Genomic DNA, 13,355 nt, shown 5'->3' on the forward strand with positions numbered 1-13,355 from the left:
TGACGAAGTAGGTACTATAACGCGAGCGGGGGCGGGTCAGAAGATGATTTATGTAACAGTGGGATATGGGAGGGAAAGCGGGGCGCTAGGCGCCCCATTTGTTGATATATAAACAGATTACAGCACCAGGCCGCCCATCACGAAGCCGAAGCAAACAGCCAGTGCCACCCCGATGGTACCCGGGATGAAGAATGGATGGTTGAACACAAAGCGCCCAATACGGGTGGTGCCGGTGTCATCCATTTGTACCGCGGCGACCAGTGTTGGGTAGGTCGGCAGAATGAACAGACCAGAAACCGCAGCGAAAGAAGCAATTGCCGCCAGTGGTGAAACATTCAGCGCCATGGCCATTGGCATCAATGCTTTGGCCGTTGCTGCTTGAGAGTAAAGCAGGGCGGAACAGAAGAAGAAGATAACCGCCAGCAACCATGAGTGAGTTTGAATCAGGCTACCGGCAGTTTCTTTAATCCAGTCTAAGTTGTGTTGGACAAAAGTATCGCCCAACCAGGCCACACCCAAGATACAGATACAAGCACTCATACCCGCTTTGAATGTGCTGGAGTTAAGGATTGAATCGGTATCCACCGAGCACACCATAGTGGTGATGGTGGCCACACTCAGCATGATGATCAGAATGGCGTTAGTGGTGTTCATCAGCGGTGTTGCCACCAGACCGACACTTGGGCTGTTGATAATGGCATAGGCCACCACACACAAAACGCCCGCCAAGAACAGCAACACGGAGGTTTTGGCGCGCGGTTTAATCACTTTTACCGTGTCGCCACGCAGTGTGACCAAACCTTCTTCTAAGCGTTTCAGATAGATGGGGTCGTCAGACAGTTTGGAGTTAAAGCACCAAGAGACAATCAGTGACATCACAAACACCGCCAGCAGGGTGGATGGGATGACAATCATCAACAAATGTAAATAACTGACGCCATGACCTTCCATCACTGAAGACATGTAGACCACTGCCGCAGAAATAGGGGAGGCGGTGATAGCAATCTGTGCGGACACCACTGCGGTTGACAGCGGGCGGCAAGGTTTGATGCCTTGTTCTTTCGCCACTTCCGCTATCACCGGTAGGGCTGACAGCGAAATGTTACCTGTCCCGGCAAAGATGGTCAGAAAATAAGTGACCAGCGGAGCAAGGATGGTGATGTGTTTTGGATTCTTACGCAGCAGTTTTTCAGTTTGCTGCACCAGATAATCCATACCGCCTGCCACCTGCATTGCAGAGATGGCGGCAATAACGGCCATGATGATTGAAATAACGTCAAAGGGAATGCTGCCCGGTTTGACGCCAATGATCGCCAACACCAAAACACCAATCCCACCCGCAAAGCCGATACCGATACCGCCTAACCTGGCCCCTAAAAAAATGGCCAGCAGAACGATGACTAATTCTACGGCTATCATAGTGTTTACTCCTTGTTTTTAATTGAAAACTATTTGTTTTTATTGCAAATAGAAAGTTAAAAAATTGTGTTTGCCAGAAAGTAAAAAGGCACGCCGTCCAGAGGATCATGCGTGCCTTATATGGCTACCGGATGATTATTTTATTGTTCATTTTCATCGGTATAACGTTTTGCCTTATAGGCAGGATGCATCAGGTTCTCGACAGAAAAAATGTCGTCTAACTCGGCTTCCGTTAATAAGCCGCGTTCTAGAACCACTTCTCGCACATTTTTACCGGTTTCCGCGCAAATCTTGCCCACAATGTCACCGTTATGGTGGCCAATGAATGGGTTCAGATAAGTGACGATACCGATAGAGTTAAAGACGTAACGCTCGCAGACCTCTTTGTTGGCAGTGATGCCATTGATGCATTTTTCCAGCAGATTGTAACAAGCATTTGTCAGGATGTGGATGGACTCAAACATCGCCTGGCCAATCACTGGCTCCATCACGTTCAACTGGAGCTGACCTGCTTCGGCCGCCATAGTAATGCAAGTGTCGTTACCGATCACCTTAAAACAAACCTGGTTAACAACTTCAGGGATAACCGGGTTGACTTTAGCTGGCATGATGGAAGAGCCGGCTTGCAATTCTGGCAGATTAATTTCATTCAGACCGGTGCGCGGGCCAGAGGATAGCAGGCGCAAGTCGTTACAGATTTTTGACATCTTAACGGCCAGGCGCTTCAGGGCACTGTGCACCATCACGTAAGCACCGCAGTCAGAGGTTGCTTCAATCAAATCTTCTGCTGGCACACATGCCAGCCCACTGATTTCGGCCAGTTTTTGCACTGCCAGTTGTTGATAACCTTCTGGCGTGTTCAGTGCGGTACCGATGGCTGTCGCACCTAAGTTAACTTCCAGCAGCAATTCAGCGGTACGTTGCAAGTTTTTGGTTTCTTCGTTCAGTAAGACCTGGAAGGCGCGGAATTCCTGCCCCAAAGTCATTGGTACGGCGTCCTGTAACTGGGTACGGCCCATTTTCAGGATTTTTTCGAATTCTTTAGATTTTCTACCGAAACCATCGCCGAGTTCTTTGATTGCGTCGATCAATTTCATGATAGAGGCATAGACCGCGATGCGGAAACCGGTGGGGTAGGCATCGTTGGTGGATTGGCATTTGTTCAGATGGTCGTTAGGGTTGAGGTATTGATATTCCCCTTTCTGGTGACCCATCAGTTCCAAGCCGATATTGGCCAGAACTTCGTTGGTATTCATGTTCAAAGAAGTGCCGGCGCCGCCTTGGAACACGTCTACCGGGAACTGATCCATGCATTTGCCTTTGTCCAGAACTTCATCACAAGCTTGGATAATAATGTCAGCAATCTTGCGTGGGATGGTGTGTAACTCTTTGTTCGCCATCGCCGCCGCTTTTTTTACCATAACCATGCCGCGGACAAATTCTGGAACATCACTTATCTTGCTGTTACTGATATAGAAGTTTTCAATCGCACGCAGGGTATGAACACCGTAGTAAGCCTCTGCGGGGACTTCTCGTGTACCTAACAGGTCTTCTTCAATACGAATGTTATTTGACATGAGAACCTTCTCTAATGTGCTGTCTTGTTTTGTATTTGTTAACTAAATTATGCCGCCGTGGGCAATATGATGCCGCAATGAACCTTTAGTGCGGAAAGATTAACCATTCATCTTATTGCTGACAGGATCATATGCTGCTTAATGATAAAAAGCCTTGAACTAGGATCACTATATGGTCGGAATAAATTGAGATGATCTGATATCTGTGATTTATCTCACAGTTGTACTAATGAGTAATAAAATAATTCCCCTAACTTGAAAAGCGAGTCAATCACCACCATTTTATGGGGGTCGACCCTCGTTGAAGGGGGAGTTGATGCTGAAATCCGCTAATAAGGGAAAAACAGTGTCAGCACCAGCCGGGTCCAGGTTTTCATGGTATCTGTCAGTCAGGTTTGCCCTGATGAGAGGTACTGAATGATTGGAATAAGGAGAATGCGGTGCGTTGGTTACCGTTAGCGCTGATATTTTTATTGGCATACATAGAAATATCGATATTTATCAAGGTAGCAGCAGTGTTGGGGGTGTTAGTTACCCTATTACTGGTTATCCTCAGCTCCTGTGTGGGGATCTCTCTGGTGCGTAATCAGGGAATCAAAACCTTTATGCAGATGCAGCAAAAGCTGGCTGCGGGTGAAAGCCCGGCGGCAGAAATGGTGAAAAGCGTGTCGTTAGTATTGGCCGGTTTCTTACTGTTGATCCCGGGTTTCTTTACTGACTTCCTCGGCTTGCTGCTGCTCTTACCTCCGATTCAAAAGTCATTAACATTAAAGTTGATGCCGCATTTGCACATTTACCGTGGCGGTGGTTTTGGCACGGGCAGTGGCCCTATGGGGGGCGGAAATACCTTCGATGGTGAGTTTCAGCGCAAAGCCGATGACCGCTTTATCGTCGAGCATCGTCCGGATGAGGATGATAAATCGACAGATAATCGCTTCAAAGATGATAAATAAATAGTCATAAATCTAATTGATTGTTTATTAACCATAAATTCGCAAGGTAAATCATAACGCTTTCTTTAATGGGGCGATGGCGTGGTGGCTAATATGAGTCACTGCGGGACAAGAAAAAACTGAAATTTTTTTTGTTCTCTCCCTTGAAGCGGTGTGAAGCCGCCCCCATTAAGATAGCCACGGTATCGGTTATGAAGGCATACCGATATTAATCCTAAATCTGATACGGACCTTCTCAATAGGAGAGCTATCAATGAAAATTCGTCCATTGCATGACCGCGTTATCGTCAAGCGCAAAGAAGTTGAATCCAAATCTGCTGGCGGCATCGTTCTGACTGGCACTGCAGCGGGCAAATCTACCCGTGGTGAAGTTCTGGCAGTCGGCAATGGTCGCATCCTAGATAACGGTGAGATCAAGCCGCTGGATGTGAAAGTTGGCGACATCGTTATTTTCAACGATGGTTACGGCGTGAAGTCAGAGAAGATCGACCATGAAGAAGTGTTGATCATGTCCGAAAGTGACATTCTGGCAATTGTTGAAGCGTAATTCGCGCTCTCTAATCTTCTGAACTGAACGAGTTAAGGGAAATCATACCAATGGCAGCTAAAGACGTAAAATTCGGTAACGACGCCCGCATCAAAATGCTACGCGGCGTAAACATTCTTGCTGATGCAGTAAAAGTGACCCTGGGCCCGAAAGGCCGTAACGTAGTTCTGGACAAGTCTTTTGGCTCTCCAACTATCACCAAAGATGGTGTGTCTGTTGCGCGTGAGGTAGAACTGGAAGACAAGTTTGAGAACATGGGTGCACAGATGGTTAAAGAAGTTGCCTCTAAAGCGAATGACGCGGCAGGTGACGGCACTACCACTGCAACTGTATTGGCTCAATCCATTATCACTGAAGGCCTGAAAGCAGTTGCGGCCGGCATGAACCCAATGGACCTGAAACGCGGTATCGACAAAGCTGTTATCGCTGCGGTTGAAGAGCTGAAAAAACTGTCTGTACCTTGCTCTGATTCTAAAGCGATTGCTCAGGTAGGTACCATCTCTGCAAACTCAGACTCAACTGTGGGTGAGCTGATTGCACAAGCGATGGAAAAAGTCGGTAAAGAGGGCGTTATCACCGTTGAAGAAGGTTCAGGCCTGCAAGACGAGCTGGACGTGGTAGAAGGTATGCAGTTCGACCGTGGCTACCTGTCTCCTTACTTCATCAATAAACCAGAAACTGGTTCTATTGAACTTGAAAGCCCATTCATCCTGTTAGCTGATAAGAAAATCTCTAACATCCGTGAAATGCTGCCAGTGCTGGAAGCCGTCGCGAAAGCCGGTAAACCACTGCTGATCATTGCAGAGGATGTTGAAGGTGAAGCTCTGGCAACTCTGGTGGTGAACACCATGCGCGGTATTGTTAAAGTTGCCGCTGTTAAAGCACCTGGTTTCGGTGATCGTCGTAAAGCTATGCTGCAAGACATCGCTACCCTGACTGGCGGTACGGTTATCTCTGAAGAGATCGGCCTGGAGCTGGAAAAAACCACCCTGGAAGATCTGGGTCAGGCGAAACGTGTTGTTATCAACAAAGACACCACTATCATCATTGATGGCGTAGGCGACGAAGCTGGGATTCAGGGCCGAGTTGCTCAGATCCGTCAGCAAATTGAAGATGCGACTTCTGACTACGACAAAGAAAAACTGCAAGAGCGTGTGGCTAAACTGGCTGGCGGCGTTGCCGTTATCAAAGTTGGCGCTGCAACTGAAGTTGAAATGAAAGAGAAAAAAGCGCGCGTTGAAGATGCTCTGCACGCAACTCGTGCTGCGGTAGAAGAAGGCGTAGTTGCGGGTGGTGGTGTTGCTCTGATTCGTGCTGCAGCTGCTATCACTGCGGCTGGTCTGAAAGGCGACAACGAAGACCAGAACGTGGGTATCAAAGTTGCTCTGCGCGCGATGGAATCTCCACTGCGCCAGATCGTAGTTAACGCCGGTGAAGAAGCATCTGTTATCGCGAACAACGTTAAAGCGGGTTCAGGTAGCTACGGCTACAACGCGTACAGCGAAGAATACGGCGACATGATCGCGATGGGTATCTTGGACCCAACTAAAGTGACTCGTTCTGCTCTGCAGTACGCAGCCTCTATTGCTGGTCTGATGATCACCACCGAGTGCATGATAACTGACCTGCCACGTGATGATAAAGGTGCTGATATGGGCGCTGGCGGCATGGGTGGTATGGGCGGCATGGGCGGCATGATGTAATGCTCCCAACCCTATAGCTTCATTGATTGCTGATTTAGCTATAAACCTAAAGCGAGTGGGGCAACCTGCTCGCTTTTTTTATAGGAAAAATCAGCTATACAGTCAATTCCTGTCGTAACCTCACCTCATCCAGGCTTTATACTCAGCCTTTTCTTATTCATATTTTGCAACTTAGTGCGCCAAAAGCGGTTTTATTTCACTCTGTGTGATGATTACAGGACTTTTTATTGTCTTCGTTTCTGATTTAATGTGTAAACTGTTAATCATTAACCATCAGGCTCGACATCGAGTATTTGGATAATTTCGGCAGCGGATGCCTAAGCGGCAGCGGTGCTTTCTGGTAATCTTTAGCGTGATTCTCAACTTCTCATGGGGAAAAAAATGCGGATTAAAGTGTTACTTGGTCTTTCAGCGGCACTGTTGCTGGCAGGTTGTAGCTCCACGAATCAATTGAGTTCAGCGGGCGAGCAAGTGAAGTTCTCTGATACCAAACCGGGTAGTGAATGCCAGTTGATTGGGCAGGTGACGGGCACTCAGAGCAATTGGATCTCAAGCGGTGAAAGCAGCTCAATGCGTGGTGCGGCAAATGACCTGCGCAATAAAGCGGCGGCAATGGGCGGTAATGTTATCTATGGCGCAACCAGCCCGAGTGAAACCTTCTTATCAAGTTTCGCACCGCTAGACAGCAAAATAGTCGGCGAAGTTTACAAGTGCCCTTAATATTTACAGCACGAACGTAAATAAATCAGGGGGTGTCATGGCATCCCCTGTTGCTTATTCTGCTGATAATGTATCTTGCATTAATCGTAGATCCAGCGGTGTTTTGCTGGGCTGCCCTCCGATTTCTCGCGCCAGACGCGGAACCAGATAACCGGATACCCGGCTGAGTAAACCTTTCATTAATTGCCGAGCTTCCTCATCATCAACCATAAAATGAGCAGCACCTTGTACTTTATCCAGCACATGGATGTAATAAGGCAGAATGCCGGCATCAAATAATGTATTACTTAAGGTTGCCAAGACCTCGGCATCATTATTGACCCCGCGCAACAACACACTCTGGTTTAAGAGGGTCACACCCACCTGTTTTAGCTGTGCCATACCGGCGCGTAAAGATGAGTCAATTTCATTGGCGTGGTTGATGTGTGTCACCATCAACACTTGTAAGCGTGAATCCCCCAGTCGTTGGCATAGTGCCGGAGTAATACGCGCAGGAATGACGACAGGCAAACGAGTGTGGATGCGTAAGCGTTTGATATGCTGGATGCTTTCTATTTCGTCCAGTAACCAGTCGAGTTCGCTGTCTTTGGCCATTAGCGGGTCGCCGCCCGAGAAAATAATCTCGTCCAGTTCAGGATGTTGGCGGACATAATCCAGCGCCTGACGCCAATTGGCTTTGTTGCCTTGGTTATCCTGATAAGGGAAATGACGGCGAAAACAATAGCGGCAATTGACGGCACAGCCGCCCTTGACCAGTAATAACGCGCGGTTACGGTACTTGTGCAATAGACCGGGTACTACGCTACGCTGTTCATCAAGTGGGTCATTGGTAAAACCGGGGGCCGCGATAAATTCTTCCCGTGCCGTGAGCACTTGAAGCAATAAAGGGTCTGATGGATTCCCCGGTTGCATGCGCGAAACAAATGCTCGGGGTACTCGTAAAGGAAATAAACGACGTGCAGCACTCCCTTGTTGCAGGCTAGGATGTTCATTTAGCAACAGAATTCTTAGCAATTCGTCCGGATCGGTAATTACATCGGCGAGTTGTTGCAACCAATCTTCTCTAATTGGCATGTTTCGGGTTACAATACTTGCCATTTTTTAGGCTTACTACCAGTTTCTTGAGGACCATTATGGCCAGTTATTATAGCAACGATTTTCGTCCCGGTCTTAAAATCATGTTTGAGGGCGAGCCTTATGCAGTGGAGTCCAGCGAATTCGTAAAACCGGGCAAAGGCCAGGCTTTTGCTCGTGTTAAAATGCGCCGCTTGCTGACTGGCGGGCGTGTGGAAAAGACCTTCAAATCAACAGATTCTCTGGAAGGCGCTGACGTTAACGACCTGAACCTGACTTACCTGTATAACGACGGTGAGTTCTGGCACTTTATGAATAACGAGACTTACGAACAACTGCAAGCCGATGCTAAAGCGATTGGCGATAATGCTAAGTGGCTGATTGATCAAGCCGAATGTATCGTAACTCTGTGGAATGGTCAGCCTATCTCGGTGACTCCACCAAACTTTATTGAACTTGAAATTGTTGACACTGATCCGGGCCTGAAAGGTGATACCGCCGGTACTGGTGGTAAGCCAGCAACCCTGAGCACCGGTGCTGTGGTCAAAGTGCCACTGTTCGTGCAGGTCGGCGAAGTCATCAAAGTTGATACCCGCTCTGGCGAATACGTCTCTCGCGTTAAATAAGTCACAACTCTTCAGGTGTGATAGAACATCGCGCGTAGAATGAAAGAAAACCGCTAAATCGGCGGTTTTCTGTTATCTGGGGTGAGCGGAATAAGCCCTAGTTGAGCTTTTATCGGCACTCACCGTCGCCGGATTCATTTTTGATTGCTCATGATATTGCTGCTTATTATCTTGCGTGCTAACGTATCATTCTTATCTATCTGCTGCCTGGGACGACCCAGCACGTATCTGTTATCTCGGGGACGACCCCGCCTGAGCGAGGGGGTTACCATGGCTTGGATTATTCTGGTTATTGCAGGTTTATTGGAAGTTATTTGGGCTATCGGCTTGAAGTATTCCCATGGTTTTACACGGCTGACACCCAGTGTTGTGACTCTGATAGCCATGGCGGCCAGTGTATTTTTGTTGGCTTATGCTATGAAAACGCTACCCGCAGGGACAGCTTATGCGGTTTGGACGGGGATTGGCGCGGTGGGGACGGCGATCCTCGGTATTATGCTGCTGGGTGAATCGGCCAGCTTGGCGCGAGTTTGCAGTTTGGGGCTGATTTTAGCTGGAATTATTGGGTTAAAATTGGCGTCATAAATGATAAGGGGGGAATATCCCCCTTAACGAATAGCCGAAGGTAAACGGCTCACGCGGTCATTGGCCTAAACTCAGCTCTCCCTGCTTAACCCATATCAATTCTTCCACCGGGAAACCATAATTTTTCGCGACGGCGACCAGGCGGTCTCGCGTTTGGTTATCAATTGTTGGTGTGCGCGATAAAATCCACAGATAATCCCGGTTAGGGCCAGCAATCAACGCGTGCTGATATTTGTCATCTAAATCAATAACATTATATCCGCCATAAAACGGGCCGAAGAATGAAACTTTGAGTGAAGCTTGGTGTGGCGAGCCAATAAAATAGGCTTTCCCGATGCTTTCCTGCCACTGCTGTTTCTTCGCGTTATAACCTCGGTTAATGACTTTTACCCCGCCATCATCACGGAGTGAGTAATTAGCGGTGACATGGTCTAACCCGCGCTCAAAGGAGTGGTCTAGCCGGGCAATTTCATACCACGTGCCGAGATAGCGGGGTAATTGGAAGTTATCGACGATTTTCACGTCTTTTGGTGGGGTAACACTGCAAGCGACAGAAAATAAGGTTGCCGCTAATACGGATAATTTTGACCACAGATGCATCAGTATTCCTTAGTATTCCAATCATTAGCTTGTGATTGAGAATAGCTATCATTTATGAAAGAGGCAAATGGATGAATCTGAGTTATTGGTGGAATAGGGGATTGGTGGAAAAAAAACGGCCCGGCATGAGCACGGGCCGCTGAGCGGGCATGGGTAATTACAGTGTCAGGACACCGATGATAGCGACCACACTTAGAATGGCAGCCAACCCATAGAACACCCACTTCCCAGCAGGGACGTGGATTTTCAAATCATGCATCGCATGGTGGATACGGTGTAAACCGCACCAGAGTGGCAGAATAATCATCAGCAACAGGAATACCCGGCCAATGAAACTCTGGCAGAAGGCCAATATGCGCTCATAGCTCAATGCTTCGCCGGGAAAAGCCCCCAGGGGGAGCAAAATAGCGACTAACAGAATAACTGCCGGGGCAATAATGGCACTCCACATGCCGCCCGCGCCGAACAGACCCCAGAAGATAGGTTCATCGGAGCGCTTAGGGACTTGATTCATCTTGTTCTCCTCCGAGTTAGAGTAAGGCAACGGCCAGGATAATCGCGCTAACCACGATAGTCACAACCCACAGCGCCTTGATAACTGGCTCTGGGCCCATTTTTTCGTCTTTAACAATAATATTGGCGGCTTTGGGGGCCAGTTCAAACCAGGTTTTGGTATGTAACACGGCGGCCAATAACGTAATAATATTGATTAATAACACCAATGGGTTTTGCAGGAACCCGACAAAACCTTCCCAGCCAGCAGGGCCGTTTTTCAGTGCGAATACTCCGTAAATCAACAGAATACTGAACCACACTGTGGGCAAAGAGGTACCTTCACGCAACATATAAAAGCGATAGAAACCAAGCTGTTGCCACCAGTTCGGGGCCATGCCACGGACGTAAGCTTTACGTTTAGTCGTCATTACTTTTCCCCTCCCTTATTGTGGTTTCAGCATGGCTATCATGAAGTCTTTTGCACTCTCAACCTTGCCTTGCTGGATAGCGGCGGCAGGGTCAACATGCTTAGGACAAACTTCAGAACAGTAGCCGACGAAAGTACAACTCCAGACACCATTTTTGCCGTTAAGCTGCGGCATACGCTCTTTCTTACCGTGGTCACGGTTATCCAGATTGTAGCGGTGGGCCAGAGTGATGGCTGCCGGGCCGATAAACTCAGGATTGAGGCCAAATTGTGGACAAGCGGCGTAACACAGACCGCAGTTAATACAGCCAGAGAACTGATGGTATTTTGCCATCTGCGCCGGAGTCTGCTTATTCGGGCCGTCTTTCGGGTTGCGCTCATTGCCAATAATATACGGTTTGATGGCCTCCAGGCTCTCAATAAAGTGAGTCATATCAACCACTAAATCGCGCTCGATAGGGAAGTTCCCCAGTGCCTCAACTTTCATCCCGCCGGTATATTCGCGCAGGAAAGTCTTACAGGCGAGTTTGGGTACCTTGTTGACCATCATGCCGCACGAACCGCAAATTGCCATGCGGCAAGACCAGCGATAAGAGAGATCCGGTGCCAGGTTATCTTTGATATAACCCAATGCATCCAGCAGAGACGTCTGCTCATCGTAGGGCACTTCAAAGGTTTCGAAGTGGGGTGCGCTATCACGTTCCGGGTTATAGCGCATGACCTCCATTTTCAGGACTTTCATATCAGTCATTCGCCTGCTCCTTATCCTTTAAATCTTTGGCATCTTTAGCATCTTGTGCTGTGGCTTCACCACCATAAACACGTTTTGCTGGTGCCAACTTGGTAATTTTTACGTCGCTGTACTCAAGACGTGGTGCGCCACCCGGAGTATGGAAAGCGAGAGTGTGCTTGAGGAAGTTAACATCATCACGCTCGGTGCAGCCTTCATCCAAACGTTGGTGCGCGCCGCGAGATTCTCTGCGATTCAGTGCTGAGTGGGCCATACATTCGGCGACATCCAGGCCATAACCCAGTTCGATGGTGTAGAGCAGGTCGGTATTGAATACACTGGAATTATCGGTGATTTTCACGCGTTTGAAGCGCTCTTTGAGCTCAGCCAGTTTATCCACCGTTTTCTGCATCAGTTCCGGGGTGCGGTAAATGCCACAACCCTCTTCCATTGACAGGCCCATTTCATCACGAATTTTAGACCAATTCTCAGTCCCTTCCTGTTTCATCAGATTGCTCAGGCGGGTTTCCACATCACGTGCTTGCGCATCTAATGCGCTGCCGTTGGCCGGTTTGCTTTCCATGGCGCGTGCAGCAGCTTGCTCGCCAGCCACCCGACCAAAGACCACCAGTTCGGCCAGTGAGTTGGACCCCAAGCGGTTCGCACCGTGCAGGCCAACAGAAGAACATTCGCCGACTGCAAATAGCCCTTTAATGCGAGTTTCACATTGCTGGTTAGTTTCGATGCCGCCCATAGTGTAATGCGCGGTTGGGCGCACCGGGATGGGGTCTTTAACCGGGTCAACCCCCACATAAGCTTTTGCCAGTTCACAGATAAAGGGTAGGCGCTCAAGCAGTTTTTTCTCGCCCAAGTGGCGCAAGTCCAGATAGACCACATCACCACGCGGTGTGGCGATAGTGCGCCCAGCCCGCCATTCATGCCAGAAAGCTTGCGAGACTTTATCGCGCGGGCCCAATTCCATGTATTTGTTCTTCGGCTCTCCGAGCGGGGTTTCAGGCCCCATGCCGTAATCCTGCAAATAGCGATAACCATCTTTATTGACCAGAATACCGCCTTCACCACGACAGCCTTCGGTCATCAGGATGCCTGAGCCTGGCAAGCCAGTAGGGTGATATTGCACAAATTCCATATCCCGCAGCGGAACGCCGTGGTGGAATGCCATCCCCATACCATCACCGGTAACAATACCGCCGTTGGTGTTATAGCGATAAACTCGGCCTGCCCCCCCGGTCGCCATGACCACGGCATTCGCGCGGATTTGTACCCGGGTGCCTTCCATCATATTCATGGCAACAACACCGCGAGCCTGCCCATCATCGACTAGAATATCCAGCACGAAGTGTTCATCAAAGCGTTGAATTTGCGGGTATTTTAACGAGGTTTGGAACAGAGTATGTAGCATGTGGAAGCCGGTTTTATCCGCGGCAAACCACGTGCGCTCAATTTTCATTCCGCCGAAGCGGCGAACGTTAACTGAACCGTCTGGTTTACGACTCCATGGGCAGCCCCAAATTTCTAACTGCGCCATTTCTTGTGGGCAGTGGTGAACAAAATGGTCTACAACATCTTGTTCGCATAACCAGTCACCACCGGCAACGGTGTCGTGAAAATGATAGTCAAAGGTATCGTGGTCCTGTGTGACAGCAGCTGATCCCCCTTCTGCGGCCACAGTATGGCTGCGCATTGGGTATACTTTCGAGATCAGAGCAATCTTCAGCTGAGGGTTGGCTTCCGCTGCGGCTATTGCTGCACGTAAACCAGCGCCCCCGGCCCCAATAATGGCAAGATCGGCGTTAAAGGTTTGCACTGCGCTTCTCCATTGTTCAAGTGAAAATCCTATACCCGTGGTACTCGGGTAGATAAAAGTGAATTTCTATT

General features: G+C 48.9%; 14 protein-coding genes. 6 read left to right on the top strand and 8 right to left on the bottom strand.

Features of this window, described 5'->3' with window-relative positions:
* Positions 1–117: 117 nt before the first annotated feature.
* Positions 118–1,419, bottom strand: a complete 1,302-nt coding sequence (locus D5F51_RS02010; protein ID WP_025379755.1) for an anaerobic C4-dicarboxylate transporter — start codon at positions 1,417–1,419, stop codon at positions 118–120.
* A gap of 140 nt (positions 1,420–1,559) precedes the next feature.
* The gene (gene aspA / locus D5F51_RS02015) at positions 1,560–2,996 is read right to left on the bottom strand and encodes an aspartate ammonia-lyase (RefSeq protein ID WP_025379754.1); all 1,437 of its coding nucleotides are present in this window, start codon (positions 2,994–2,996) and stop codon (positions 1,560–1,562) included.
* Between the two features lie 440 nt (positions 2,997–3,436).
* Here aspA and D5F51_RS02020 point away from each other — a divergent pair, with 440 nt between their 5' ends.
* The 4 genes from D5F51_RS02020 to D5F51_RS02040 all read left to right on the top strand — a co-directional run bounded on the left by D5F51_RS02020 (position 3,437) and on the right by D5F51_RS02040 (position 6,919).
* Complete coding sequence (locus tag D5F51_RS02020) at positions 3,437–3,949, top strand: FxsA family protein (protein WP_025379753.1); 513 nt, start codon at positions 3,437–3,439, stop codon at positions 3,947–3,949.
* A gap of 253 nt (positions 3,950–4,202) precedes the next feature.
* Entirely contained in the window at positions 4,203–4,496 is a 294-nt protein-coding gene (locus tag D5F51_RS02025; protein WP_004391824.1) for a co-chaperone GroES, read from the top strand.
* A 50-nt stretch (positions 4,497–4,546) separates the two neighbouring features.
* Positions 4,547–6,199 carry a chaperonin GroEL gene (gene groL, locus D5F51_RS02030; protein ID WP_025379752.1) on the top strand — a complete coding sequence of 551 codons (1,653 nt, stop codon included), beginning with the start codon at positions 4,547–4,549 and terminating at the stop codon, positions 6,197–6,199.
* A gap of 381 nt (positions 6,200–6,580) precedes the next feature.
* Positions 6,581–6,919 carry a DUF4156 domain-containing protein gene (locus tag D5F51_RS02040; RefSeq protein ID WP_025379751.1) on the top strand — a complete coding sequence of 113 codons (339 nt, stop codon included), beginning with the start codon at positions 6,581–6,583 and terminating at the stop codon, positions 6,917–6,919.
* Positions 6,920–6,973: 54 nt separating this feature from the next.
* On the opposite strand, the gene epmB is transcribed toward D5F51_RS02040, so the two are convergent.
* Complete coding sequence (gene epmB, locus D5F51_RS02045; RefSeq protein WP_129195470.1) at positions 6,974–8,017, bottom strand: EF-P beta-lysylation protein EpmB; 1,044 nt, start codon at positions 8,015–8,017, stop codon at positions 6,974–6,976.
* Positions 8,018–8,052: 35 nt separating this feature from the next.
* Between epmB and efp the strand changes: the two genes are divergently transcribed.
* Entirely contained in the window at positions 8,053–8,619 is a 567-nt protein-coding gene (gene efp / locus D5F51_RS02050) for an elongation factor P (protein WP_005156473.1), read from the top strand.
* Between the two features lie 270 nt (positions 8,620–8,889).
* Positions 8,890–9,204 (top strand): quaternary ammonium compound efflux SMR transporter SugE, encoded by a 315-nt coding sequence (gene sugE, locus D5F51_RS02055; protein ID WP_129195471.1) that lies wholly within the window; start codon positions 8,890–8,892, stop codon positions 9,202–9,204.
* A gap of 57 nt (positions 9,205–9,261) precedes the next feature.
* On the opposite strand, the gene blc is transcribed toward sugE, so the two are convergent.
* From blc to frdA, 5 genes are all read right to left on the bottom strand, one after another.
* Positions 9,262–9,804 (bottom strand): outer membrane lipoprotein Blc, encoded by a 543-nt coding sequence (gene blc / locus D5F51_RS02060; RefSeq protein ID WP_129195472.1) that lies wholly within the window; start codon positions 9,802–9,804, stop codon positions 9,262–9,264.
* Between the two features lie 157 nt (positions 9,805–9,961).
* Complete coding sequence (gene frdD, locus D5F51_RS02065) at positions 9,962–10,318, bottom strand: fumarate reductase subunit FrdD (protein ID WP_129195473.1); 357 nt, start codon at positions 10,316–10,318, stop codon at positions 9,962–9,964.
* A 16-nt stretch (positions 10,319–10,334) separates the two neighbouring features.
* Positions 10,335–10,727: a fumarate reductase subunit FrdC gene (gene frdC, locus D5F51_RS02070; RefSeq protein WP_129195474.1), complete on the bottom strand. Its 393-nt coding sequence runs from the start codon at positions 10,725–10,727 to the stop codon at positions 10,335–10,337.
* 15 nt (positions 10,728–10,742) lie between these two features.
* Positions 10,743–11,477: a succinate dehydrogenase/fumarate reductase iron-sulfur subunit gene (locus tag D5F51_RS02075; protein WP_025379745.1), complete on the bottom strand. Its 735-nt coding sequence runs from the start codon at positions 11,475–11,477 to the stop codon at positions 10,743–10,745.
* Positions 11,470–13,284 carry a fumarate reductase (quinol) flavoprotein subunit gene (frdA, locus tag D5F51_RS02080; protein WP_129195475.1) on the bottom strand — a complete coding sequence of 605 codons (1,815 nt, stop codon included), beginning with the start codon at positions 13,282–13,284 and terminating at the stop codon, positions 11,470–11,472. The genes D5F51_RS02075 and frdA overlap by 8 nt, the downstream gene beginning before the upstream one ends.
* Between the last annotated feature and the right edge of the window lie 71 nt (positions 13,285–13,355).

Source organism: Yersinia hibernica, from assembly GCF_004124235.1.
Taxonomy (GTDB): domain Bacteria; phylum Pseudomonadota; class Gammaproteobacteria; order Enterobacterales; family Enterobacteriaceae; genus Yersinia; species Yersinia hibernica.